This window comes from Corynebacterium sp. sy039 (assembly GCF_007904105.1).
Taxonomy (GTDB): Bacteria; Actinomycetota; Actinomycetes; order Mycobacteriales; family Mycobacteriaceae; genus Corynebacterium.
On record NZ_CP042325.1, the window covers coordinates 774,496 to 799,815 of the forward strand.

The following is a 25,320-nucleotide window of genomic DNA, read 5'->3' on the forward strand; positions in this document are numbered from 1 at the left end:
ATTAGCCAAGGAGAATGTGTCGTCGTGCTTTCCCATGTGATAGATCTACTTGCTGATCCTATAGATTTGACTCCTCTAGAACTGGCAGATGATTCTTCTCGACTCATTTCTGATTCTGGTCATAGCTATGATATTGCACGTCAAGGTTATGTCACTCTTGCAGGTGGTGCTGGACTACGCTATGCCGGTGATAATACTGAGATGATCCAAGATCGAGAGACTTTTCTCTCTCGTGGTCATTATGCGCCTTTTGTAGAAGCAGTGTCGCATAAAGCAATAGAAGCAATCAACGATGCACATATCCCTGATGATGCAGAACCTGCATTATTAGAAGTTGGTGCAGGTACGGGCTACTATCTTTCGCATCTTTTAGATTCCATTGACGGCTCGCGCGGTATTGGTTTGGACGTATCGGTTCCTTCTGCAAAATTATTGGCAAAATGTCATCCGCGTGTTGGTGCTGTTGTAGCTGATGCGTGGGCAAGACTTCCCATCCGAGATGAGTCTATCGACGTTATTGCGGTTGTTTTTGCCCCACGAAATGCTAGCGAGTTTGCGCGAGTACTTAAACCTCAAGGCGAGGTGGTCGTGCTGACAGCAGATAGCGGTCATCTAGATGAATTACGCGAACCACTAGGCATCATTGGTGTGGAACAGGGTAAAGTTGAACGTATGACTGCTCAAGCTGCTGGGCATCTGGTACCACACGGACAGTCAGAATCAGTGGAGTTCCGGATGCAACTTGATCAGGATTCGATTGCTGCACAGATTGGCATGAGTCCCTCGGCACGGCATATCCATCCTGACATTCTGGCACAGCGCATTGCGACATTGCCCGATACTATGTCAGTCACTGCACGGGCAAAAATTACGCGATTTAGGAAAATTGCTTAAACAAGTTTGTGGTATAGATCCACAGTTTGTGCAGCGATTGTTTCCCAAGAAAAATCATTCATTGCTCGTTGCCGACCAGCGATACCATAGTTTTTTACTCGCGTAGCATCACTGATGAGTGCGTTTACCGCATGAGCTAGATCTTGTACGAAACTATTCGTATCAGCTGGATCATAATGCACAAGTGTGCCAGTAACTCCATCGGCTACCACCTCAGGAATACCACCAACGTCGGAAGCGACAACTGCTGTTGCACAGGCCATCGCTTCCAGATTGACAATACCTAGTGGCTCATAAATTGATGGACAGACAAAGACATCGGCGGCACTGAGGATCTCTTGAATATCTGCTTGCGGTAACATTGTTTCTACCCAGATAACCCCAGTACGTTGTGCTTGCAGTTGGTGTACCAATTGCGCTGTGTGCTTGGCGATTTCTGGAGTATCCGGAGCACCTGCACACAGGATCAATTGCGCATCAGGAGAGAAAAGGTGTGCTGCTTTGATAAGATACTCAACGCCTTTTTGCCTGGTAATGCGTCCGACAAAAGCAATAATAGGGCGTTGTGGATCAACACCTAGTGAATGAAGAATTGAGTGCTGTGCTTGATCAAAAGTCGGCCGCGGTTGCCATAGCTGAGTGTCGATACCATTGAGAATGACATGGACTTTATCAGCATCAATACGTGGATAGGCATGTAAAATCGTCTGTTTCATCTTGGCAGAGACGGCGATAATAGCATCAGCATATTCCATTGCATTGCGCTCTGACCAGGAGGATATATTATAACCACCGCCTAATTGTTCTTTTTTCCACGGACGGTCTGGCTCAAGAGAATGTGCAGTAACCACATGCGGAATAGAGTGCAGTTGTGCACTTAAATGCCCGCCTAGTCCGGAGTACCAGGTATGCGAATGAACAATATCTGCATTGTGTGTTGCATGAGCCATACGTAACCCGGTCGAAAGAGTGCGCAATGCGGGATTGGCATTTTCTAATGCAGGATCGACGCTGTGCACATAGACATCATGTTCTGAGCGTTCTTGTCCCATGCAGTGCACATCGACTGGCACTATGTTGCGCATGAAACGGGTTAGCTCGGTAACATGAACACCTGCGCCACCGTAGATCTCAGGTGGATACTCTTTGGTTAGCATTGCTACTCTCATACTCCACAGGGTAGTGCTTTTGAGTGAGTTATGTATTATCTTCTTGAATTAGTTTTAGTGAAGTATCTGTCAATTACGATAACAATTACAATAAAAGCCGAGAAAAAGTTGCTGGCAGCATATACCATTGGGTTTTGTGAGAACCCAACATAATGTTCTGGCCATTGTACTCGCTGGCGGTGAAGGAAAGCGGCTGTTCCCACTGACCGAAGACCGGGCAAAACCTGCTGTGCCTTTTGGTGGCACATACCGTCTAATTGACTTTGTATTATCAAATTTGGTTAATGCTGGGTATATGAAAATATGCGTGCTGACCCAGTACAAATCTCATTCTCTTGATCGTCATATTTCGCAATCATGGAATGTGAGTGGTCCTACGCGTAATCAATACATTGCTTCTGTGCCAGCACAGCAGCGTTTAGGAAAGCGTTGGTATCAAGGCTCAGCGGATGCGATTTTGCAGTCGTTGAATCTCATTTACGATGAAAACCCAGATTATGTCATTGTGTTTGGTGCCGATCACGTATATCGCATGGATCCTGCACAAATGGTTGCAGAACATATTGATTCAGGTGCAGCAGTATCGGTGGCTGGTATTAGGGTTCCTCGAGCAGAAGCTAGTGCGTTTGGCTGCATACAAGCTGATGAAAATGGGCTTATTACAGAGTTCCTAGAAAAACCGGCGGAGCCTCCAGGGACACCAGATGATCCGAATATGTCCTATGCGTCGATGGGAAATTATGTGTTCAGTACACAAGAGCTTATTCGTGCTCTGAAAGAAGACGAAGAAAATCCAGATTCTGCGCATGATATGGGAGGCGATATTATCCCATATTTTGTCGCACGCGGGAAAGCTCATGTTTATGATTTCAATAATAATGTCGTTCCAGGTTCTACCGACCGTGATCGTGCTTATTGGCGTGATGTAGGAACAATCGACGCTTTTTATGAAGCGCATATGGATCTTATTTCTGTGCACCCGATTTTCAACTTATATAACCAAAAATGGCCTATTCGCTCCACTGATTTAGGTGAGTTACCGCCAGCAAAGTTTGTTCAGGGAGGTATTGCGCAATCGTCCATGGTGGCTCAAGGATCTATTATTTCTGCGGCAACAGTGCGTAATTCCGTCTTATCCACCGACGTCATGATAGAAGAGGGAGCTACTGTAGAAGGTTCAGTGCTGATGCCAGGGGTACGCATTGGCAAGGGTGCTGTTGTACGCCACGCTATTCTTGACAAAAACGTAGTTGTTACCGATGGCACTCTCATTGGCGTCGACCGGGAGCGTGATAGTCAGAAATTCTCTATTAGCGCTGGTGGGGTTGTTGTGGTTGGGAAAAACACTGTTGTGTAACCAACAAAGAACTGTGGAGATAACCCCACGCTATTCGTAAAATCTATAAAAGCAATGCTTAGCGTTTTTTGCTAATAAGAGTCATGCCGGAACCAAGAGGTAGGCGTGTAACGAGAACATTGTCTAAAGACGCAATATATTCTTCTGCCTCACGTGCACTGATAGTTTCGCGATCCTTGCGCGACACATCGCTGATAGTGCCGTCGAGGAGGCAATCTGCCAAAATAAGGGTGCCGCCTGGTGCAAGGAGGGGAAGGCCTGCCTTAATAAAAGCAGTGAACTCTAGCGCAGAAATATCTGCATAGATGATGTCATAGGATGCGGTGGCAAGACGAGACATGACATCGAGTGGGCGAGAAGGTAAAAATCGTATTCGGCTAGCTGGGTATCCAGCCTGAGCAAAAGCCGTCTTTGCTTGTTTTTGGTGCTCTGGTTCAGGATCAATGCAGCTAAGTACCGCATGGTCGTTGAGTCCTTCAAGGAGATACAATCCCACGACACTTGCTGCAGGACTTACCGCAATGGCTGCTTGTGCATTGCTTGCAGTTGCAAGGGTGCTGAGTAATTTTCCAGTTGCGGCGTCAGGAGTGATAAGCCCAAATTCATGTGCTGCTTCTTGTGCAGCACTCAATGCCTCAGATAAGACAGTAACGTGCTCGATATAGTCATTGAGAGATGCTGAAGTATTGCTCACGTGTATTATTCTATGCCGCTTGTGTACCGAGTGTTTTCTAACGCGCCTGTGGTGAAAATATATTGGAAAACTGTACTGAACTTCATGTTTAAGTTGTTATCTAATGATTGAGAAAATACTGAAAGATACTAAAGTGACAATTGGGAATAAGGGGAGAGCTGCATTTTCTATAACAAAATGACAACTTTTTCTATTGCCAGGCTTTTCCCAGATTCTTGGCTGGTTTTCTTGAACAAAGTCAGGCACAATAGTGCCATGACATCTTCAGTAGCTAAGAATGCAGCAACTACTCCTGATCAACAAAGCAATGATCTACAAGGAACTGCTGCTTTCGATGCTGGTATTGGTGCAATGCCCTCTTGGGGTGAACTTGTATCTGAACACGCCGATAGCGTCTATCGCCTTGCCTATAGATTGTCTGGTAATCAGCATGACGCAGAAGACCTCACCCAAGAAACATTTATGCGTGTTTTCCGTTCCCTAAAAAATTACCAACCAGGAACATTTGAGGGGTGGCTACACCGTATCACCACCAACCTATTCTTGGATATGGTGCGTCATCGCAGCAAAATTCGGATGGAAGCACTGCCTGAAGATTATGAGCGAGTACCTGGAACTGATATGACTCCCGAACAAGCATATTCGGTAGCACACCTTGATCCGGCACTCCAAAAAGCTCTCGACGCACTAAGCCCAGATTTTCGCGTTGCAGTCGTTTTATGCGATGTTGTTGGAATGAGCTATGACGAGATAGCTGACACCTTAGGCGTGAAAATGGGTACGGTACGTTCTCGCATTCACCGAGGGCGCTCGCAACTTCGCGCAACCCTAGAAGCGGCAGCAGAATCTGACGCAGAAGCAAAAATGCTCATCCCAATACAACACTAGGTACATATTCCCAACGCTAGGTTCATATATTCCCATATGACCTGGCGCTTTCTTTTTGTGGGAACTCAATTTTGTACTTAAGCGTTTTCTCTATTGGACAGGTAACTTCTATCCCAAGCAGACAATAAGAGAAGGGCGGTCAGATGGATACCGAGCATAACCCTCAAGACCAAAACCAGCCCTCAAAAGATGAACATACTAAATCAACAGAAGAAGCTACCGTTACCCACTGGATTCGTTTTGATCGCCAAGCCATTAAAACAGGAATAGCGCAAGTACGTCGTATGAGCCAAAGCTATCAACGCAACACTCGCGTTTTTGCCTCAGTTGACCACCTCAATCCCGAGGCTGTTGCTGCTTTCGTTGATGGTGAACTCACACCTAGTGCTGCACATCGTGCCCGGATACATCTTGTGCATTGCTATGAATGTCGTGAAGAAATCAAACGGCAGCAAAAAGCATCTGAGCGTTTGCGTTTGGCTAATAACGAGAATATGTGTGCTCCTTCTGAGCTGATTACTCGGTTATGCCAGATTGCTCAACAAATACCGCATGAGCCTTCCGAGGAAACTAAGTCGTCATACTCTCAAAATTTCATTGCAAAAATTGATCAGGTATCAAAAACGATTATCAACATTCATAATGCCCATCGTTCGCATTATGAAAAGCGATCACAAGAAAAAGACAATGGGGCGTCGAAAGGCTAAAGTAAAACTGTGTTTTCTTCAATCGGTTGGCCGGAAATTTTCGCCATTGTCATCATCGGCATTATTATCGTCGGTCCAGAGCGTATGCCTCGGGTAGTAGAAGACGTGCGCGCAGCAGTTTTTGCTGCTCGGAAAGCAATTAGAAATGCAAAAGCAGAATTAAACGGTGAGTTTGAGGAGTTTGAGGAGCTTAAACGTCCCATTAGCCAACTGGCTTCAGTGCGGCGCATGGGACCACGCGGTGTGATTAGCAAAGCGCTTTTCGACGACGATGAAGAGTTTTTGGATAGCTTTAATCCACGCAAACTCATGGAAGATGAAAGTTCTGCACAACCTGCGCGGACAGATATGCCAGCACACGCTAGCGATTCCGCCTCGCCAAAGAACCCTGCTGCTAGCTTCAGTTATGCAGATATTTATAAAAAACACACCAACAATGATGATGTGCTTTAAGCCCGGTTATTGTTTCTTTACACCTAAGCCAAGAGGCTTGCCCGCAAGTGATTCTTTGCGTACTACTAATTGATCTGCAATTTCTGCGATTGCACGTGCAGTAGGCGACTGTGGTTGGGCAATGCTAATCGGATGAGCAGTATCGCCGCCTTGTCTAAGCGCAGGGTCAAGAGGAACGCTACCAAGTAACGAAACAGGCGAGCCTGTGATGGCGCTCAGTCGTGAGGCAACAGCTTGACCGCCACCAGAACCGAAGACATCCATTGTGGTGCCGTCGGGAAGCGTGAGTGCAGACATATTTTCAATCACACCAGCAATTTTTTGGCGTGTTTGCATAGCAATAGAGCCTGCACGTTCTGCCACCTCAGCAGCGGCAGTCTGCGGAGTAGTCACAATCAACAACTGCGCATTAGGGACAAGCTGCGCCACAGAAATAGCAATATCACCTGTTCCTGGTGGTAAATCTAGCAAGAGAATATCAAGATCTCCCCAGAATACGTCGGCAAGAAATTGTTGTACTGCTCGGTGCAACATAGGACCACGCCACACCACAGGTGCGTTGTCTTCCACAAAATGCCCGATGGAAATGTGCTTTACTCCATGCGCCTGAGGCGGCATGATCATGTCATCAACAGCATGGGGCTTTTCAGTAGATCCGAGCATGCCAGGAATGGAATGACCATAAATATCGGCATCAAGTACACCTACTTTTAGGCCACGGGCAGCAAGGGTAGTGGCAAGGTTGACCGTCATAGAGGATTTTCCTACACCACCTTTACCGGAGGCAATGGCAAAGACCCGGGTTGTGGATTGTGGTTGTGCAAAAGGGATGACTGGTTCACTCGCAGAACCCCGAAGTTGGGTGCGCAGTTGTTGCCGCTGCTGATCGTTCATTACATCGGTACTTACCGTTACAGTACCAACCCCCTCAAGCTCCTCTAATACTGCACGAGAGTTATTGGTTAGGGTTGATTTCATCGGACAGCCAGCAATGGTGAGATAGATTTCAACAGCAACATTATTGTGCTCGTCTATATCAATGCTTTTGACCATACCTAGCTCAGTAATCGGCTTGCCGATTTCTGGGTCATCAACGCGAGAGAGGGCTTCGCGTACACGTGATTCTGTGATTACTGCATTACTCATTATTGTTTAGAATACGCTCATTTCTTTTTCTTTGTATCAGGGCTGTCGTTGCCCACAACATCTCCTTGAATAGGATCAGAGAGCTCTTGGATACCGCGATCATGCAATTCATGTTGGAGAGCGATACGGGCTGCGGCTTCGTCGTCAAGCTTTGCTTCAATGCGCTCAAGCATATTTTGCAGGTCTTCAAGCTCATGACGTAAGTAATCACGCGACACCATCTCTCCCACAGCGAGGCGCAAACCAGCAAGTTCTCGGGTAATAAACTCGGTGTCTGCTTTAGTTTCTAGTGCACGTCGACGATCTTCGTTCAGTGAGATACGGTCGCGGTCTTCTTGACGGTTTTGCGCTAACAGAATCAGCGGAGCAGCATAAGCTGCCTGCGTGGAAAAAGCAAGGTTGAGCAAGATGAATGGATATTCATCCCAACTAAACCACCAGCCGCCGACGTTGAGCAGAATCCAGACAGTCACAAAGACTGTTTGCCACATCAGGTAACTACCTGTGCCAAAAAAACGCGCTACTTTTTCTGCATAAGCGCCGACAGTATCATCATCAATCTTAAAAAACTTCCGACGCTTCTTCAGATAAGGAGTGTCAAGCTCAGAACGATTATAGTCAGCCATAAAAACTCCTTATTGCTGTGAAGAACGAGAGGTACGAGTTTCAGGACGAATGCCGGTATCACGCCAGTTGTCAGGCAACAAATGGTCAAGCAAGTCGTCGATGGCAACTGCCCCGAGCAAGTGCCCGTCATCATCAATAACTGGACCACATACAAGGTTATAGGTCGCAAAATAACGTGCTGCTGTTTCTTGCAAATCATCGGCATACAGTGGTGGCAAATCTGGATCAAGAATGCCTGATACTAATGCTGAGGGCGGTTCTCGTAGGAGTTTTTGCAAATGCACGCAGCCCAGATATTTACCGGTAGGCGTTGCCGTTGGCGGACGCACCACAAACACTAATGATGCAAGCGAAGTGGGCAAATCAGGATTACGCGCCAACGCGAGTGCTTCGGCAACAGTGGTCTGAGGAGCAAGAATAAGCGGTTCGGGAGTCATGAGGGCACCAACAGTATCAGGGCTAAAACTCATCAGACGCCGCACTGGTGCTGATTCTTCCGGATCCATGAGCTCTAGGAGTACATCTGCTTTGGCATCATCTAATTCACCCAGCAAGTCTGCGGCATCATCAGGATCCATTTCTTCTAGAACGTCGGCAGCACGCTCAATATCCAACGTCTCCAGCAGCTCGGCCTGACGTTCCTCAGGCATTTCCTGCAATACATCTGCCAGGCGTTCGTCGTCGAGCTCACTGGCGACGTTAATGCGTTGTTTTACTGGCAAATCATGGAGCACGGAAGCAACGTCGGCAGGGCGCATATCCTCAAAACCTGCAATAAGCTCTGCGGCAGCATCAGGAATCCCCGTGCCCGAGGCATAAAGACCATGAACGTGATTCCACCGGACAGTGTGCAATATAGGGCGCCGACCAAATTTTGGACGCTGACCAATAACTGCAACTTTGCTGATTTCCCAGTCACGAGTACGGGTACGCTCTAATTCAATATCAGCAATTTCTACGGCGTGCGAATGAAGATGATCTAATTCTGGATCATCAACGTGTACTTTTGCGCCAATGAGCTCACCCAGAACTGCGACTTCACCACTGCGTGCCTTAAAACCACGTAAAGAAACCGAACCAGAAACAAGGGTAATTTCTAGGGGTTCAATTGTTGCAATGCGCAGCATTGGTAGAAAGATGCGGCGTTTATTCGTCATCTCGACTACAAGTCCAAGCACACGCGAAGAATGACCAGCAGGGCGCACATTGACAATGACATCACGAACTCTGCCAATAATGTCTGTATCTGGTCCGCGCACTACCATACCTGATAGGCGACCAGCATATACTCGTGTCACTTCGCTCATAAAAAGACAGTTTACGGTACTTGGGAACAGTGCATAAAACACAGCCGTTAAATATAAGAGAAATATAGAAAGAGTTGAGGAAAGATTAGATATAGCTATGGACAACCCACACAATGCAAATTATACGTCTGAGCGTTTATCCTCTTCGATGGAGCGCAAAAGACCAGAAGGCTGGCCAGTAGGTAGTTTTGATTCTTATGCTCAGGCACAAGCTGCGGTAGATATGCTATCGGATAATAATTTTCCAGTGGAAGAACTTACCATCGTCGGTGTCGATTTGATGGAAGTGGAAAAAGTAACCGGACGGCTTACCTGGGCAAAAGTGATTATTCGTGGTGTACTTTCTGGAGCATGGCTGGGGGTATTTTTTGCAATTCTGTTAGGCGCTACTGGAGCAAACTGGGGCAATGCACTAGCAATAGGTATTGGACTGGGCATTATTTGTGGTGTGGTTATGGTCACGGTACCGTATGCCATGCAAGGTGGGCGTCGTGATTTTTCCTCTGAAACACAGATCGTAGCCGGTCGTTATGACGTATTGTGTAATCCACAAAAGGCGCGTGAAGCACGTGATCGTATTGCGACGTTCACTCAAGAAACTGCACGTGGATTTGCTCCTGCACGGCAACAGTCACCACAAGAGCAGAACTAATACACTGTGTGTTAGGTGCTAGGTACAAAAGTAATCCGGAAAGGCAAAGCCTATGGGGAAGAAAAAACAAGTAGGCACGGCAATACTTATTGCTGCATTGGGGTTGGCAGGCTGCACAATTATGGAGCCTCACGCAGATCCTGTTCCCGAGTCTACCCAGGTAGTTCGTGTTCTGGTTAACGGTGATTCTTTTGAGCAAATAATTTTAGGCGAGCTATATCGTCAAATACTTGACCGTAATGGTCGAGAAGCACATATTAGGGTTGTCACAGAAGAAGTAGATCCGTATGCAGAGCTGTTAGCTCACAACAGTGATGTGTATATCGGTTGTGCTGGTTCCTTGCTCAGTCATTATGACGCGATGAAAGCGAGAGAACTAGAAGAAAAATATGGGCAGAAACAACAGTTGAGTCCTACCGAGCAGGCAGAACAACGTGAGGATACCTATTATGGTGTGGTTGGATCCCTGGACGAGGGGCTTGCGGCTTCTGATCCGTCTAATGCTAAATGCGCATCTCGTGAGGGAATAGCGCTGCCAGAAAATCTAGTTCCTATTTATCGCACTCCTGTGTTAGCGCGTGCTGGGCGATTAGCGCTCAATGAAGTAAGTGGCTCGATATCTTCTGAAGAATTAGCTGAGCTTGTGGAAAAAGCACGAAAAGGAGAACCAGCAGAGGTAGTTGCTGCCGAATTTTTAGACTCTAAATCGCTGTAGCTAAGCTAACTCACACTCACTAAACTGCGTGCAAGCGGTACCCAACAAAAAGTTCCTTTTCCCTGTGCTACTAGACGAGCACGAGAAAAGGAACTTTATTTGTCTGGTGTTCTATGGTGTTTCTTTGCCACTAAGAGGGCAAACACCCAACACCAGCTCTTGGCATTTAAGCATCAGCAGCAAAAGCGGCATCAACGAGTGCTTGCTGTTCAATTGCATGGACTTTAGAAAGACCAGTTGCAGTAGAAGCCTGAGCACGTCGTGAAATGCGTTTCATTGGCAGCAGACCTGGAATGAGCTGTGGTAAGTGCTCATTGAGGAATGACCATGCACCTTGGTTTGCTGGCTCATCCTGGCAGTAACGGATTTCCGTTGCATTTGGATAGAGCGCAAATGCCTCTTTGAGACGGTTGAACGGAATAGGATGTAGCATTTCGATCCGGACAATAGCGACATCATCACGTTTATCTTTTTGGGCACGCTTTGCTAGTTCATAGTAGAGCTTGCCAGAAACGAGCATGATTGTCGTTACCTTATTGACATCACCAATGACATTGCCCTGACCGTCGACAAAGCGTGGATCGTTGATAACCGACTTGAACTTCTGAGTTTGGGTGAACTCTTCTACCGCAGAGGTCGCAGCTTTCATACGGAGCATTGACTTTGGCGTGAACACAACGAGTGGACGCTTAAGATTACCAAGAGCATGGCGACGCAATAGGTGGAAGTAGTTAGCCGGGGTAGTAGGCTGAGCAACAGTCATGGTTCCTTCAGCACATAGCTGCAAATAACGCTCGATACGTGCTGAGGAGTGGTCAGGACCTTGACCTTCATAACCATGTGGCAGAAGCAAGATGACAGAGGATGTTTGACCCCATTTTGCCTCGCCAGAAGAAACATATTCGTCAATGATGGTTTGAGCACCATTAGCGAAGTCACCGAACTGTGCCTCCCAAGCTACTACCGCGTCTTGGTTTCCGACAGAATAACCGTACTCGAATCCCATACCGGCGTATTCGGTCAACGCAGAGTTATAGACGAGGAACTTACCGCCATTGCCTTTTTGTTCAGCAAGCTGGTTAAGACCATTGAACTCTGCACCTGTGCGAGGATCATACACAACCGCATGGCGCTGAGTGAATGTACCGCGGCGAGAATCTTCACCCGCAAGACGAACCAACTTACCGGAATTAGCAAGTGAGGAGAAAGCAATGAGCTCAGCCCAACCCCAGTCAATGCCACCTTCGCGTACCGATTCCAGACGCTTTTGTGCAACAGGTGCAACACGCTGGTGGAACTCGAAACCTTCAGGTTTATTAGCGTATGCCTGACCAATTTCTGCCAATTCTTCAGCGGTGATATTGGTGTGCAAACCATGAGGGAGTTCTTGAGAACTGGTGATGCCTTCTTGTGGGCTAAAGGCTTTCTTCTCAGTCTCTTTGACCTCGTTGAACACAGATTCCATCTGATCGTGGAAATCACGTGCTACTTTCTCTGCGTCTTCTGGTGATAGTTCACCACGACCAAGTAGATCCTCTGCGTATTGCGCACGAACCGTTGGACGACCGTCGATAAGTTCGTACATCTTTGGCTGAGTCATTGAAGGATCATCAGCTTCGTTGTGCCCACGGCGGCGATAAGAAATGAGGTCAATAAATACATCTTTACCGAACTGACGACGGTACTCTGTAGCAAGCTGACCTACCCACACAACAGCTTCTGGATCATCGCCATTGACGTGGAACACCGGGCAGCCGTATGCCTTAGCGAGGTCGGTGGAATAGTGGCTAGAGCGACCTGAATCTGGAGTGGTAGTAAAGCCAATCTGGTTGTTAACCACAATGTGCACAGTGCCGCCAACAGTGTACCCACGTAGCTGTGCTAAGTTAATGGTTTCGGGCACAATACCAAGACCGGCAAAAGCTGCATCGCCGTGCAAAAGAATTGGCATAACAGTATAGCCATCTTCGCCTTTGTCTAGTAGATCTTGTTTTGCGCGAACAATACCTTCCATCACGGGGTTTACTGCCTCAAGGTGGGAAGGGTTAGCGGTGAGCGACACTTTGATTTCGCCATCGCCGAACATTTGTAGGTGATTGCCTTCAGCACCGAGGTGGTACTTAACGTCACCAGAACCACCTGCTGCTTTTGACTCGATATTGCCCTCGAACTCGTTAAAGATAGTAGCCAGCGGCTTACCAACGATATTGAACAGTACGTTCAAGCGACCACGGTGTGGCATACCAATGACAACCTCATCGAGCCCTTGACCAGCAGCAGTATCAATTGCGGAATCCATCAGTGGGATGAGTGATTCGCTACCTTCCAAGGAGAAACGCTTTTGTCCAACATATTTGGTCTGTAGGAAGTTCTCGAAGGCTTCTGCTGCATTGAGCTTTTGCAAGATGTACTTTTGCTCTGCCTGAGTTGGTTTTGGCATACCAGCTTCTAGGCGATCCTGTAGCCATGTGCGCTCATCATGGTCAAGGATGTGCGTGTACTCAGAGCCAACTTTCAAGGTATAAGCACTGCGAAGACGGGAAAGAAGTTCACGAAGAGTCATGGATTCTTTACCAGCAAAGCCGCCGACGTGGAAGCTACGGTCTAGATCCCACAGGGTTAAACCATGTGTCTCAATGTCTAGATCGCGGTGATCCGGAATGGGCATACCTGGTTGTACCCACTTGAGGGGGTTAGTATCTGCAATAAGATGACCACGAGAACGGTATGCCTCGATAAGTTGCATAACACGTGTGTTCTTATCAAGACCGGTATTAGGTAGATCCTGTGCCCAGCGCATAGGGGAGTAAGGGATCTGCATTGAGGTGAAAATATCATCCCAGAAAGCGTCATCGACAAACAGACGGCTCATGGTGCGTAAGAACTCGCCTGATTCTGCGCCCTGGATAATGCGGTGATCATAAGTTGAGGTGATGGTGACTAGCTTTCCTACGCCTAGCTCTGCAAGACGATCGACGGAAGCACCAGCAAATTCCGCCGGATAATCCATAGAACCAACACCAATGATTGTGCCTTGTCCCTTGGTAAGACGAGGTACAGAGTGACGAGTACCAATGCCACCTGGGTTGGTCAGCGAAATGGTTACACCGGAATAGTCGTCCATAGTGAGCTTGCCTTGGCGACCACGTGCCACAATATCTTCATACTTTTCAACGAACTGCGCGAAGTCGAGTGTTTCACATTCTTTAATTGCGGCAACAACCAAAGCACGCGAACCATCTTTTTGGGGCAGATCGATAGCAAGACCCAAGTTAATGTGTTCCGGAGTGATAACAGTAGGCTTTCCATCAATAACTGCATAGTTATTGTTCATGTCAGGATGAGCCATCACACCTTTGACTAAGGCATAACCAATGATGTGCGTGAACGATACCTTGCCGCCGTGGGTGCGCTGCAAATGTTCATTGATAATCGCACGATTCTCAAACATTAGCTTGACTGGCATATCGCGCACAGAAGTAGCGGTAGGAATCTCAAGAGACTCATCCATATTCTTTGCGATTGCCTTAAAGATACCTTTTAGCTGTTTGGAGCCAGCTTCAGGGAGAGCTTTAGCAGGTGCAGGTGCAGGGGTAGGCTGCTTTTCTTGCGCTGCTGGTTTCTTTGTTTCAGTTGGTGTTGCACTGGCTGAAACAGATTTTTGGGGTGCTGCCGTAGCGCTGGTTTGTGGTTTTTTAGCAGCAGGGCTAGGGGCTGTGGTGGTTTGTGGTTGCTGCTTAGCAAACAATTCACGCCATTCGGGATCAACAGATTGTGGATCCTTTTGGAATTGTTGGAACATCTCGTCCACTAACCACTGGTTTTGTCCGAATGTATTAGCGCCACTCACTACAGGGATCGCCTCATTTCTTTGTGAGATATTTGTGATACGCAATAGTATATTTTTCTTCTATACACAATAGCCTTAAATAGGCTAACGCGTCATAGTCTTATTATGGAAAAACTCAGTATTGAATGTCGCATTGAATGTTGCGTCGTGAGAAAAGGGAAATATATTAAGAACTTCCTAGTCAAAGCTCTTTTTTGTAAAAGAGTTGCTTTGTTTTTCTTATTGCTGCTCAATGTGGGCACCCCCAAAAGTAAGTAGTGCGTTCCGGCTGTTGCTGTGTGATTCCTTTGTGATTATTGAGAAAGTTTATTAAATATTTTTCTCAATGTGTGTGATGTGATACGTGAATTGGAGCATGGTTCCCCATATAAAAGGCGTATCATGTATATGTTTTATTCTTGCATTTTCCCATTTATAGAGTGGTATTTATAGATTTTGGGCGGAAAAACTGATATATTGCATTACGTGTCATATATATCTTCCTTTTCTGCCCAACGATTCCTTCAATACACGCCGTCATCTATTAAAAAGGTACTACTCGATGCCCAAACTCTCCCACAATGGAATCCCGCATTCAGTAGGGTGGGGACAACGCAGCAGCCAGGTGTCTATTCTCTCACGGTGCATCATTTCTTATCCGGGAAACTGTGCTATATAGAAATAGATAATCCTATTACCCTTGAAATATCCATCCCCGGTTTGATTGAGCACAGTAATTTTTTCTTGTCTGCCACTTCAGCGGGAACCTTGGTAAAGCATAGTGTCCAGCAGAAAGGACGCCTTGCTTCTATTATCGGTCAGCGTGAGGCTAGTTTGGTACCAGCAAAGCGGCTGAATAGGCTTGAACTATTCCTAACCCAAGCAGCATAAGGCAGAAAGTGAAAGTAGATTGTCTTCAGAATTACCATCCCAAACAGCTCAATCCCTCGCTGAATACCCACAAGAGTTTCGTTATGTAATCCTTGCCCTCCAACGCCAAGGAAATCGCCAGTTGAATAAGGTCTTTTCTGAACTAAAACTTACAAACTCCCAGGCAGAAGCGATTGAGGTGGTGGGTGCACTCGGTCCACTAACCACTAAAGAAGTAGGGCAGAATCTCATTTGTGAAACTGGCAGCCCTAGTAGACTTCTGAGCACTCTGGCGCATAAGGGGTTAACCGTAACCTCACAGCCTGCACAGGATAAAAGAGCAACACTGCACGCCTTATCACCTGAAGGGCGTCGGGTGCTGAAGAAAATCCTGCAGCAGCGTACTAGCTTTGAGAACAATCTCGCTGACGCATTAGCCACAGCTGCAAAGGCTCACCCTGGGGATACCCTAAAACAATTGGTGAGCCTTCTGACAGAGCCTGAACTCAAAGGCGCGGTATCTCGTCGGTTCCCGCACCTATTTACTTGATTGCTGCTCGGTTTCAGCAGATTCAGTTGCTTGAGCTATCGCTTCATTCTTTGCTGCAGCTTGTTCTGCCTGCGCAAAAGTTGCCGGTAGTGGTCCAAGAGAGCTGCGTACACGCTCAGTGACCTTTGTGGCAATTTTGCGATTGGCAAATAGCCCAATAACTGCACCAATACCCAACGGCATAATTTTTCCGAGCCACGCTGCTTTGACACTTCGATTAATGCGTTTAAGCGCAAGTTTAATCAAGCGATTATTCACGTCACCCATATTGCGTACAGAAAGCCGAGAAAGCATAGCAACTGGAGAACCCGCCCCAATAGAAGCGTCGATAAGGGCTGTCCCTGCTGAGCCAGTGACAGCAATAAGCACTAATGCTTGTCGACGTTCCGGCTTAGTAATATCAGCGCCCCGTAAGTATGCGGATGCAAGAACATACATTGTTGCCGCATCCAGGAACGCCAAAGATTCTGCCCCAACTGCTAGAGCACCGAGAAAAAAACCGACACCAGGAATAGCTGCTGTGGCTCCTGCTCCGGCACCTGTGCTTGTAGAGATATTGATAAAGTGCTTATCAAGTTTTTTCTGCAACTCGGCAGGAGTGGCATGAGGATTTTGTTTGCGCAACCAGTCAATATACTTAACGACGATTCCTTTTTGCGCACCTGCAGCCTTTTCTATCACATAAACTAATGCTTTACCTGCGGCACCCGATTCGTCGAGAAGCTTTTGTGGATCAGAAGACTCAAAGTCGATAATGTCTTCATCGCGTGATTTCTTTCTAAAAATATACCCATAATTTCCTTAAACTTGTTGTGCATAATGTTCTGCTGCGGCAATATCTTCTGATGTGAGCTCTACTCCAGTGTAGAGAGTAAATTGCCGTGCAGCTTGTAACGCTACGACTTCACCACCGGTGATAACTATTTTTGATTGTGCCTGTGCAGCTTGAATCAAAGGTGTATCAACCGGAATATGCCACCACATCGAACACCACCTCAGCGCTACTAATGGCAGTATCACTAAAGGCTTGAACATCCTCATAATCACCATACATACCCAGCGGAGTGACATTAACTAGAATCTGAGTTTGCGGCGGAACCTCCCTGGAATAATTCCATTGATAACGCTGCGCGAGTTCACTGCCGGTGTATTCATTGCGCGCTACCACTGTACCGCCAGTAAAACCATAATCGCTCAGTGCTGCGACAACCGCGTAGGCCATACCACCGGAGCCAAGTACAGCAATTGACGCCTGCGGATCCAACTTCTTTTCTTGCGCTAGTTCCCGTACTGCAAGATAGTCGGTGTTATATCCTTTAAGCACCCCGTCAGTATTAACGATGGTGTTAACCGCATGGATTCTACGCGCTGATGGATCTAACTCATCAAGCAGAGCAATAACATCTTGTTTATAAGGCATTGATACCCCGGCACCACGGATACCTAAGCCACGGATTCCCGCGACGGCAGCGTGAATGTCGTGTGGCGCAACAGCCTTATACACATAATTAAGCCCCAGGCGATCATAGAGCCAATTATGGAACCGTACTCCATGATGAGAGGGCTTCGCTGCCAGCGAAATGCACAAAATTGTATCGCGGTCGATGATATTGATCATGCTTTACCACTGTAGCGTAAGCAAGCATTGCTAGTGCAGATCATGGTGAGTCTTGTGATTGTGCAAACACATATCAGGCGATAGCTAAGCCAAAAACAAACACGGCAATGCGAGATAAAACTTTGTAAGATGAAAACGTCGTGCCTATGGTGCGTTAGCGTTGTTTTTGCTTTAGTTTTGTCTAGGTTTTGTCTGGATCTTGTATCTATGAAGATTATTTCTCGTGGTCCCGTTGCTCAGTTACGGCAAGGAAAAATTGAGGGAGTGATTATTGATCGCGTGCGTACCTGGCGCGGTGTTGCCTATGGACAAACTACAGCAAAGAAACGTCGCTTTCTTGCGCCTGTTCCAGTGCAACCCTGGCAAGGTATTAAGACTGCTTATGACTATGGCAAAGTTGCACCCCAACCAACATATGGTCTTAACGACGCTGTTATTGGGTCACAGGATTGTCTTAACCTAGATATTGTACGACCAGATACTGACGACGTATTGCCCGTGGTTGTTTATTTTCATGGTGGCTCATTTATCTATGGTTCCTCGCACCAACAGTTATTGCGTGGACACGGTTTTGCTCGAGATCTTAACGTGGTGTACGTATCAATCAATTTTCGCTTAGGGGTGCTTGGTTACCTGGATATGCGTTCTCTTGGTGATGATTGCGTTGCCAATCCTGCAGTTCTCGACCAAGTTTTGGCATTACAGTGGATCCGAGAAAATATCGCTGCTTTTGGTGGCGATCCACATAATGTCACCTTGATGGGCGAGTCTGCGGGTGGTGCTGCAGTATTAACGCTGATGTGCGTGCCAGCTACCCAAGGATTATTTCACCGAGCTATTGCCCAATCACCACCAATTTCTGTTGTGCATTCTGCTGCACAGTCGCGTTTTTGGACAAAACAGTTGGTGCGTCGATTAGCGAAAAATTACGGTCACCATGCGTTGCGTACTGCCAATTCTGAGTCTTCGCTATTGGCATATCTGCGTAAGATACCTACAAAAGACCTCATCCGTGCTGGGCAATCTATGTTGTGGCGCAGTCGAGAATTGTTTTATCTCAACTCCTGCTATGCGCCAACTGTAGATAAAACCACTCTGCCTTCGCACCCTCTTCATGTTTTTTCGCAGGGAAAACAGCATAAAGTTCCTCTGCTGATCGGAACGAACTCTGATGAAGTAGCTTTAGCTCAAGGTTTCTATATTCGGCAAAAGTCAAGAATCAAAGCAGCCACCCGGATGCTGGAAGATTTCGATCCTCAAGGCGCACCTGCTGTATTAGCGACCTATGGTGGAGCGCAACTGCGCAGAGATTTTGCCTTTTTGCTTGCCGACGCTCTTTTTTGGGCACCAGCGATGCAGGCTGCGCATTCTCATTGCACTCATGCAGATACGTGGATGTATCGTTTTGATTTTTCTCCTGCTCTACTTAAAAAACTTGGTTTAGGTGCTATGCATGCTATGGAATTGACCCCAGTTTTTGGTGATTTAACCGGCTCTAAAGTGTCTGCACTGCATAAGTTGGCTGGGAAAAATAATTTACTTGAGCTCAAAGAACAAATGCAGTACCACTGGGCTCACTTTATTCATCATGGTAATCCGGGGCATCACTGGCCTCGCTATGTAGCGCCTAATGATATTTTTCCAGGTAGAGCAACGAAAATTTTTGATCGTCATAGTCATGTGATTTATGATCCACAGCGTAATCGTCGTCAAGCATGGCAAAATTATGACATGACCGAATGGGGAATAGGGCGACCAGAAGTATGACACAAAACCTAGCCCAAGAGCTTGATCGTCTGGTATTGGATTATCCGCGGTTTAGTCCCTGCCTTGTTGTATCAGAGTCCTCTCAGATAATTAGTGCTCAGCAATTGCTCAGTAGTGAAGCCTTAGCTGATATCGCCACAGCATGCGCCGATATTTTCCACCTTGAGCAGTTGAAGCATCAGCTACATCTGTGGCTTTATACTTTTCTCAATGATGTGCTAAGCCCAGCACTGTATGTGATGATTCGCTCTGAGATAATCCCAGCAATAGACTTTTCCGATGACGCACACTCAGCAGCCTTGCTTTTTCGTCGAGATGCGCAAGGGTTTTGGTTTGGGCTACGACCACAGGCTCAAGCTCGTGACTATGAAGATATGGGTATGGGGATTGCTCGCAGTTTTGCTCCGATTATCGCTAAGATATGCGAGCACAGTGGAATGCGACCAGCACCTTTATGGGCACTCGTCGCTGATGCCGTGGTGCAGTCGTCGATTGCTAGCGCCAATGAAGAACTAGAAACCGCAAAAGCTCTGCGCGCTATCCCGCAAATTTTGGCAGGAATACAACGACACAGTGCCTGGCCATTGCCTACACCGCGATTCGCCGAGCTTATCGACGACACCATAGTGGAACTTGCAGAGACTCATGATGTGGCGGCAGCGCCAGATGTGCTCGTGGCACATCGCTCTAGCTGCTGCATGATTTATCATTCGCCAGAGATTGCGAAATGCGTCTCGTGCCCGCATCAAGAAAAACAGCAGCGGTATGCTCGGATTATTGCGGCTTATGAGTATTAGTACGAAAATATCCAGCACGAAAGCCACAGAAGTATTAGGCTGGTGCCTGGATCATAAAAATGGTCTAGTTTCATCTCATGCCGAGGGCGAGGAGCCACAACAATGAGTTTTTTTGAGGACATCGCAACTAGCCTTGATAACGCTGGTATTGAATCGCGGGTCAATGATGATGTGATGTTTGTGCCAATTACTTCTGGCATTGAAATCCAATTCATTGAAATAGATGCAGATTTGCCAGCGGCAAATGTTTATATCGCTAATGCTGTTGCCGATGATGAAGAAGAACTATTTGATTCCGCACTGGTTTCTGTGGTGTTTTCTGTTGACGACGCAGTAAAAACAGTATTAGGGCATATCGCAACCGACCAAGTAGTCACGGTACTTCAAGATCTTCTTGATGGTACTGATGAGCGCATTGCTGACTTAGAGTTTTTCCATGATCCTTTTGACGCTCGTGTGGTATATGCAGGGGTAACACATACCTCTGTGATACGTGTGTGCGTGGAAAGCGAAGAAACAACCCCGACAGCGTCTGTAGTATTTATTGCTTTGGGGGAAGAACTAGCTTCTTATGCCAATGAGCGTGATGAAGTCCTGGCATCTTTGCATAATATCGACGGTGCAACCAAACGACAGCAGCAAAAACTCCTCTACGATATTGCATCGCATCCTGAGGACAATGAGGTGTTAGAGCTAGGCACCTTCGACGATTGGGACAAGCTTTTCGACGTCTTATCTCTTGCTGCAGATCAAGGAGCTGATTGGGAATCGCAATTAGTGCCTTTTGATGAATATGATGACGATTACTCAGAGTATGAGGTTTTTGATATATCGGATTACGACGAGATAGAGATAGACGACATAGATGAAATAGCTGAGATGGATGAATACGCAGATGACCTTGAAGATTTTGAGGATACGGACGAATAACTCAGCGTGATATCGAACAACTTGCGACCATTACCAGTATTACTAGATTGTGATACTGGTATCGATGATGCTATTGCATTGATATATCTTGCTGCTTTGCACCACAAAGGCGACATCATTCTCACCGGCGTGAGTACAAGCGCTGGAAATGTTAGTGCTCAGCAATGCGCCTGGAATTCTCGCTATATTCTAGATCTATGCGAGCTGGCAACTATTCCAGTGTCTCAGGGATCCATGAATCCTTTGGTGGTGCCTCTCGTGACTACTCCTGAGACACATGGCGAAAGTGGTCTGGGCTATGTCCAGGTGACGGAAACAATGCTCACAAGCACCCCGCACAATAATTGGCAGGAGCTATGGACGCAGGTGCTTAGCACTACACCACAGGCTCATCTTATTGTTACCGGGCCGACCACTAATCTAGCTCGATGGATGGAGACTCATGGGCTGCCCCATAATGTGAGCATTATGGGGGGTAGTTTCCTTTACCCTGGCAACACCACGCCGACAGCGGAATGGAATTGTTGGGTGGATCCTCACGCTGCACAAAAGGTTTTTCAAGCTGCGCATTCTGCGCATCCTCTTAGATTGTGTTCGTTATCTGTCACCGAGAAAATGCTTATCACTCCAGAAGATGTGACAAGACTTCGTGCGATATTTTCTGATCATATCCTTGCCGAGCTTATCGACGATGCCTTGCGGTTTTATTTCGAGTTTCATGAGCAACAAGGTGAAGGCTATCAAGCACAGATCCATGATCTATTAACGTGCATGATTGCCCTTGGGCGCGTTAAAACACACGTACGTCGTGTGACTGTTGATGTAGAAACAGAGTCAACGCTTATGCGTGGTACCACAGTTGCCGATTATAAGAATCACTGGGATAGTGCTGCTTCACATCGTGACTCGGTGGCACTGGTAATTGACGTGGATTTTGAGCAGGCTTATGCCGATTTTTTTAACGCAATGCAGTTTTTGGCTTCACACTTAGCAAGCAAATAGGCTAGTATCCAACGTGAAAAGCTGTTTTTCGAGGTGACATAGAAAAGCAGTGTTCTTTGCTGCGCTCAAATTTTATCTGGAGAGAAAGAGACATAATGTCACAGTCACAGACTCAATCTAATTTTACGCCAACCCAGCGTGGGCTGGTACTTGCCGGTACGCTGCTTATCGTTGCCACATGGCTTTATTTGGTTATTACTCGTCCATCCGACTGGGAATCAGTTGGTGGGTCGTCGGCAGCTCTTATTACATTATTCGGTTATGTAGTTGGGGCGTTGCTATTGCTTGCTGGTACCTTGCCGACACTGCCTGCACGTACAATTGCGATAGTTCCTGTTGCTTTGGTGCTCAACATCGTGGTTGGGCAAATCATCGGTTCTATTGGTGTGCCGCTATACCTTGACTCAGTGGGGACAGTGCTCGTTGCTGCCTTGGCTGGTCCTGTTGCTGGCTTAGCGACGGGAACCTTAAGCTCTGTGGTGTGGGGATTGCTTACACCAGCAGCATTGCCTTTTGCTGCGGTAAGCGCATCTATCGGTGCGTTTTCTGGTTGGCTCATTAAAAAAGGAGCCTTCAGAAATATCTTCACTGTGATTATCGCTGGGGCGATCTTGGGGATTGTATGTGGTTCACTATCTTCACCGGTTGCTGCGTTTGTTTATGGTGGTACTGCTGGAGTAGGAACTGGTGCTGTAGTATCTGCGCTACGAGAAATGGGCAATTCCTTGCTGGCTTCGGTAACGCTGCAATCGTTTATTTCCGATCCGCTTGATAAAGCTATCGTCATGCTCATTGTATGGGTGACGGTTAAATCGTTGCCGAAACGTACTTTGGCTGCTCTAGCTCCTAAGAAACGTAAAGAATGATTGAGTGACGAGGAGGTACCATGAAAGCTATTAACCCATTAACGGCTTTAGTATGTGGTTTTTCTTCTTGGATTCTTATTCTTGGTATCAATCATTTTGCGCTCTCACTTGTCGTTATAGCGAGTGCATGGATCATTGGCGTGGCAGCGACGCGTAATTTTTCGGTGGTGTTTAGCTCTTTGATGTTATCGCTGCCCTTTGCTTTTTCCGTGCTCATCATCCATGCTCCTTATGGTGAGTATCATATCCTTCCGTTTGTGACCAGTGATGGTTTACTGGTCAGTGCTCAGTTGAGTCTGCGTTTTTGTGCACTTATGGCAGCAGTATTGTCTGCAATGACGTTCAGCAGCGTGCCGCTTTTAGTCAAGGCGATCCAGGCAACGAATATCAATCACAAATTGTCTTATATTCTCGGGGCAACATTGCAATTTTTGCCGCAGGCAACTCAAGCTGTTCAAGCTATGAAAGAAGCGCGTATTCTTGCTGGTTATAAATCGAAAATCAGTATTTACATCGGAATGTTAATCCCTGTGATTGTTTATGTGCTTAGTCAAGGTGCTCAGCGAACATTAGCACTTGATCTTGCTGGTGTGGATAGGCCTGGTCCGCGTACTATATTGCGACCAGTTCCAGATACGAAAGGGCAGCAGATTGCCCGATTGCTGATCCCGATTATTGCTGTGGTCATTGTTGTAGCGGTTAAAGTGTTGCTTAGGGGATAGAAGATGATTGATTATTCGGCGGGGACACGTAGCGTTATTATTGGTGATTCTGGTTCTGGGCTGAGCCGCTTTGCACAGGAAACGTATGAGGCAGATCCGGAAAATGTGGCGATTGCTAGTCAGAAAGCTGACAACAACATTACTTTCTTGCGCGATACTGTTATTGAAGAAGTGGTATTCGGCTTAGAGCAGCGTGGTATCGCTTCCGACGATATGCATCGTCGCGCACGGCACATTCTGACCCAGCTGGGGCTATGGCAGTTGAGTGAAGCAAACCCGGCGCAATTATCTGGTGGACAAACAAAACGACTTTCTATTGCTGAAGTAGCAATTCTCGAGCATAAAGTTTTATTTCTTGATAGCCCTTTTGCTGGTCTGGATCAACAGTCCATCCAGGCGGTTATTGATTTCATCGCGGGTTATCCAGGGGCAGTGATTTTGTTACTTACTGAAGATCATGAATTGTTAGATGATTCTTTTCATCGCTTCTACCTATACGATGATTCTTTAACCACCCAAAAACCTGAGGAAAAACCATTTGAGATTCCTGAACGCGTAGCATCTTCGGATGGTATTCGACGAGAAATTCCCATCGGAACTGTGCAGGCGGTGCGTGGGGTAAAGAAACGAAAGTTTTGGCAATTCCGTGCCCCGCAGCAGCGCGTTTTTAGGAGTGAAGAAATTTCTTTACCCTTGTTCCAAGGCGAAATAACATGGTTGCGCGGAGCTAACGGTGCAGGAAAAACTTCCTTAATGCGTGCCATGGTAGGTTTTGATGGTGCAGAGGGGCTCGATGTATCCGTTACGATGCAAACCCAGCAGGCAACGGATCAAGTTTTTAGCACGACTATGTCGCAATTTGTTGGTAATGATGAGTTATTGGCACAGTGGGGGATTGACCCTGAGATGCATCCTTATGATGTGCCTCAGGCACATCTGCGTCTTGGGCAAGTAGCAGCAGTATTGGGGAGAAAAACCCAAGTAGTGCTGCTTGATGAGCCTGATGTTGGACTTGATAGACATTCGCGGCAGTATTTTCATCACCTTCTAGCAGCAGCACTTCGGCAAGGTCAAGCAATGGTTCTTACTTGCCATGATGCACGCGTGATATCAGAAATGCGTCAGTACTGTACAGTCAATGAGGTCTTTTTGCCTTCTCCTGTTGCTTAAGCTGCTTGGCTCGTGTTCTCAAAAAGAGATGCAGGGGAAGGAATCGGTGTGAAATCTTTGTCCACGAGCCAGGCAAACGTAGGGGTACTTTCATGCACAAACTCATGAATACAGTGGCTATATTTAGCGCCAGCTATTGCAGTAACCCAAGCATACGCAGTATCTTGCGCAACATAACCACTGTGCGGATCACTTATCCTCATGCTCACGACATATGCCGGAGTAGCTGTTGCTCCATAACCTGTCATTCTTGCTTGAATCCGCATACCAACTCGGTGACGACTCAGTGCGAGTACAAGTTTCTCGCCCCGTGGTGTGACAGGAAGTTTTTTCCGCAGCGGGCGCCAGTGTGGCATTGGGCGCGCAAGCGAACGTGGATGTTTGAGCATGGTATGAATCTGCGCAATGGTTTCCGGATGGGTCGCAGAAATAGTATGTGCAGATAATGAACGACGACGAAGATGACGTTGTGCAGAGGGGAAGTTGATTACTTTTTTCATGGTGGTAGACCTTAATTTTTATCGGCGACATAATCTCAAAAAAGGATAGAACATATTTTCGATTTTGTCTATGGTGTAAATCGCTGTTTT

The 25,320-nt window shown here is 46.9% G+C and carries 24 protein-coding genes and 1 pseudogene; 16 read left to right on the top strand and 9 right to left on the bottom strand.

Going from position 1 to position 25,320, the window contains the following annotated elements; genetic code table 11:
* The first annotated feature begins 24 nt into the window (after nucleotides 1–24).
* The gene (locus FQV43_RS03520; RefSeq protein ID WP_144274502.1) at nucleotides 25–894 is read left to right on the top strand and encodes a methyltransferase domain-containing protein; all 870 of its coding nucleotides are present in this window, start codon (nucleotides 25–27) and stop codon (nucleotides 892–894) included.
* Here FQV43_RS03520 and glgA read toward each other — a convergent pair.
* Nucleotides 891–2,063: a glycogen synthase gene (glgA, locus tag FQV43_RS03525; protein WP_146338905.1), complete on the bottom strand. Its 1,173-nt coding sequence runs from the start codon at nucleotides 2,061–2,063 to the stop codon at nucleotides 891–893. The two genes, FQV43_RS03520 and glgA, sit on opposite strands and share 4 nt — an antisense overlap.
* 127 nt (nucleotides 2,064–2,190) lie before the next feature.
* Here glgA and glgC point away from each other — a divergent pair, with 127 nt between their 5' ends.
* Nucleotides 2,191–3,420, top strand: a complete 1,230-nt coding sequence (gene glgC, locus FQV43_RS03530; RefSeq protein ID WP_144274506.1) for a glucose-1-phosphate adenylyltransferase — start codon at nucleotides 2,191–2,193, stop codon at nucleotides 3,418–3,420.
* A 58-nt stretch (nucleotides 3,421–3,478) separates the two neighbouring features.
* Here glgC and FQV43_RS03535 read toward each other — a convergent pair whose 3' ends face one another.
* Nucleotides 3,479–4,114, bottom strand: coding sequence for an O-methyltransferase (locus FQV43_RS03535; RefSeq protein WP_146338907.1), 636 nt, complete (start codon nucleotides 4,112–4,114; stop codon nucleotides 3,479–3,481).
* A gap of 255 nt (nucleotides 4,115–4,369) precedes the next feature.
* Between FQV43_RS03535 and sigE the strand changes: the two genes are divergently transcribed.
* From sigE to tatB, 3 genes are all read left to right on the top strand, one after another.
* Nucleotides 4,370–5,002 (top strand): RNA polymerase sigma factor SigE, encoded by a 633-nt coding sequence (sigE, locus tag FQV43_RS03540; protein WP_146340388.1) that lies wholly within the window; start codon nucleotides 4,370–4,372, stop codon nucleotides 5,000–5,002.
* A 143-nt stretch (nucleotides 5,003–5,145) separates the two neighbouring features.
* Nucleotides 5,146–5,709, top strand: coding sequence for an anti-sigma factor (locus FQV43_RS03545; RefSeq protein ID WP_246846955.1), 564 nt, complete (start codon nucleotides 5,146–5,148; stop codon nucleotides 5,707–5,709).
* A gap of 9 nt (nucleotides 5,710–5,718) precedes the next feature.
* Complete coding sequence (gene tatB / locus FQV43_RS03550) at nucleotides 5,719–6,162, top strand: twin-arginine translocase subunit TatB (RefSeq protein ID WP_146338909.1); 444 nt, start codon at nucleotides 5,719–5,721, stop codon at nucleotides 6,160–6,162.
* Nucleotides 6,163–6,168: 6 nt separating this feature from the next.
* Here the strand turns inward: tatB and FQV43_RS03555 are convergent, their stop codons facing one another.
* From FQV43_RS03555 to FQV43_RS03565, 3 genes are read right to left on the bottom strand one after another with little or no spacing between them, the layout of a single operon-like run.
* Nucleotides 6,169–7,308 carry an Mrp/NBP35 family ATP-binding protein gene (locus FQV43_RS03555; protein ID WP_146338911.1) on the bottom strand — a complete coding sequence of 380 codons (1,140 nt, stop codon included), beginning with the start codon at nucleotides 7,306–7,308 and terminating at the stop codon, nucleotides 6,169–6,171.
* Between the two features lie 17 nt (nucleotides 7,309–7,325).
* Nucleotides 7,326–7,934, bottom strand: coding sequence for a DUF1003 domain-containing protein (locus FQV43_RS03560; RefSeq protein ID WP_144274513.1), 609 nt, complete (start codon nucleotides 7,932–7,934; stop codon nucleotides 7,326–7,328).
* Between the two features lie 9 nt (nucleotides 7,935–7,943).
* A complete protein-coding gene (locus FQV43_RS03565) occupies nucleotides 7,944–9,242 on the bottom strand; it encodes a magnesium transporter MgtE N-terminal domain-containing protein (RefSeq protein ID WP_144274515.1) in 1,299 nt (432 codons plus the stop codon).
* A 97-nt stretch (nucleotides 9,243–9,339) separates the two neighbouring features.
* Here FQV43_RS03565 and FQV43_RS03570 point away from each other — a divergent pair, with 97 nt between their 5' ends.
* Entirely contained in the window at nucleotides 9,340–9,894 is a 555-nt protein-coding gene (locus FQV43_RS03570; protein WP_144274517.1) for a general stress protein, read from the top strand.
* Between the two features lie 52 nt (nucleotides 9,895–9,946).
* Nucleotides 9,947–10,609 (top strand): hypothetical protein, encoded by a 663-nt coding sequence (locus FQV43_RS03575; RefSeq protein WP_144274519.1) that lies wholly within the window; start codon nucleotides 9,947–9,949, stop codon nucleotides 10,607–10,609.
* Between the two features lie 166 nt (nucleotides 10,610–10,775).
* Here the strand turns inward: FQV43_RS03575 and FQV43_RS03580 are convergent, their stop codons facing one another.
* The gene (locus FQV43_RS03580; protein WP_146338913.1) at nucleotides 10,776–14,459 is read right to left on the bottom strand and encodes a multifunctional oxoglutarate decarboxylase/oxoglutarate dehydrogenase thiamine pyrophosphate-binding subunit/dihydrolipoyllysine-residue succinyltransferase subunit; all 3,684 of its coding nucleotides are present in this window, start codon (nucleotides 14,457–14,459) and stop codon (nucleotides 10,776–10,778) included.
* Nucleotides 14,460–15,041: 582 nt separating this feature from the next.
* On the opposite strand from FQV43_RS03580, the gene FQV43_RS03585 reads away from it, so the two are divergent.
* Together FQV43_RS03585 and FQV43_RS03590 are read left to right on the top strand one after the other, a co-directional pair.
* Nucleotides 15,042–15,329: a hypothetical protein gene (locus tag FQV43_RS03585; protein ID WP_246846956.1), complete on the top strand. Its 288-nt coding sequence runs from the start codon at nucleotides 15,042–15,044 to the stop codon at nucleotides 15,327–15,329.
* A 19-nt stretch (nucleotides 15,330–15,348) separates the two neighbouring features.
* Nucleotides 15,349–15,858, top strand: coding sequence for a MarR family winged helix-turn-helix transcriptional regulator (locus FQV43_RS03590; RefSeq protein ID WP_146338914.1), 510 nt, complete (start codon nucleotides 15,349–15,351; stop codon nucleotides 15,856–15,858).
* Here the strand turns inward: FQV43_RS03590 and FQV43_RS03595 are convergent.
* Nucleotides 15,847–16,644 (bottom strand): hypothetical protein, encoded by a 798-nt coding sequence (locus FQV43_RS03595; protein WP_371710931.1) that lies wholly within the window; start codon nucleotides 16,642–16,644, stop codon nucleotides 15,847–15,849. The genes FQV43_RS03590 and FQV43_RS03595 overlap by 12 nt on opposite strands.
* 15 nt (nucleotides 16,645–16,659) lie before the next feature.
* Nucleotides 16,660–17,476: pseudogene (locus tag FQV43_RS03600) on the bottom strand (shikimate 5-dehydrogenase).
* A 207-nt stretch (nucleotides 17,477–17,683) separates the two neighbouring features.
* Here FQV43_RS03600 and FQV43_RS03605 point away from each other — a divergent pair.
* The 7 genes from FQV43_RS03605 (at nucleotide 17,684) to FQV43_RS03635 (ending at nucleotide 24,730) form a co-directional block, all read left to right on the top strand.
* Nucleotides 17,684–19,243: a carboxylesterase/lipase family protein gene (locus tag FQV43_RS03605; RefSeq protein ID WP_144274527.1), complete on the top strand. Its 1,560-nt coding sequence runs from the start codon at nucleotides 17,684–17,686 to the stop codon at nucleotides 19,241–19,243.
* On the top strand, nucleotides 19,240–20,040 hold the full coding sequence (locus FQV43_RS03610; RefSeq protein ID WP_168195031.1) for a (2Fe-2S)-binding protein: 801 nt from the start codon (nucleotides 19,240–19,242) through the stop codon (nucleotides 20,038–20,040). Before FQV43_RS03605 ends, FQV43_RS03610 begins: the two co-directional genes overlap by 4 nt.
* Nucleotides 20,041–20,142: 102 nt before the next feature.
* Complete coding sequence (locus FQV43_RS03615) at nucleotides 20,143–20,970, top strand: hypothetical protein (RefSeq protein WP_144274531.1); 828 nt, start codon at nucleotides 20,143–20,145, stop codon at nucleotides 20,968–20,970.
* Between the two features lie 6 nt (nucleotides 20,971–20,976).
* Complete coding sequence (locus FQV43_RS03620; protein ID WP_246846958.1) at nucleotides 20,977–21,972, top strand: nucleoside hydrolase; 996 nt, start codon at nucleotides 20,977–20,979, stop codon at nucleotides 21,970–21,972.
* A gap of 95 nt (nucleotides 21,973–22,067) precedes the next feature.
* Complete coding sequence (locus FQV43_RS03625; protein ID WP_146338918.1) at nucleotides 22,068–22,838, top strand: ECF transporter S component; 771 nt, start codon at nucleotides 22,068–22,070, stop codon at nucleotides 22,836–22,838.
* 20 nt (nucleotides 22,839–22,858) lie between these two features.
* Nucleotides 22,859–23,560, top strand: coding sequence for an energy-coupling factor transporter transmembrane protein EcfT (locus FQV43_RS03630; protein WP_146338920.1), 702 nt, complete (start codon nucleotides 22,859–22,861; stop codon nucleotides 23,558–23,560).
* A 3-nt stretch (nucleotides 23,561–23,563) separates the two neighbouring features.
* Nucleotides 23,564–24,730, top strand: a complete 1,167-nt coding sequence (locus FQV43_RS03635; protein ID WP_146338922.1) for an ATP-binding cassette domain-containing protein — start codon at nucleotides 23,564–23,566, stop codon at nucleotides 24,728–24,730.
* Here FQV43_RS03635 and FQV43_RS03640 read toward each other — a convergent pair.
* Entirely contained in the window at nucleotides 24,727–25,230 is a 504-nt protein-coding gene (locus tag FQV43_RS03640; protein WP_146338924.1) for a hypothetical protein, read from the bottom strand. The two genes, FQV43_RS03635 and FQV43_RS03640, sit on opposite strands and share 4 nt — an antisense overlap.
* Nucleotides 25,231–25,320: the final 90 nt, after the last annotated feature.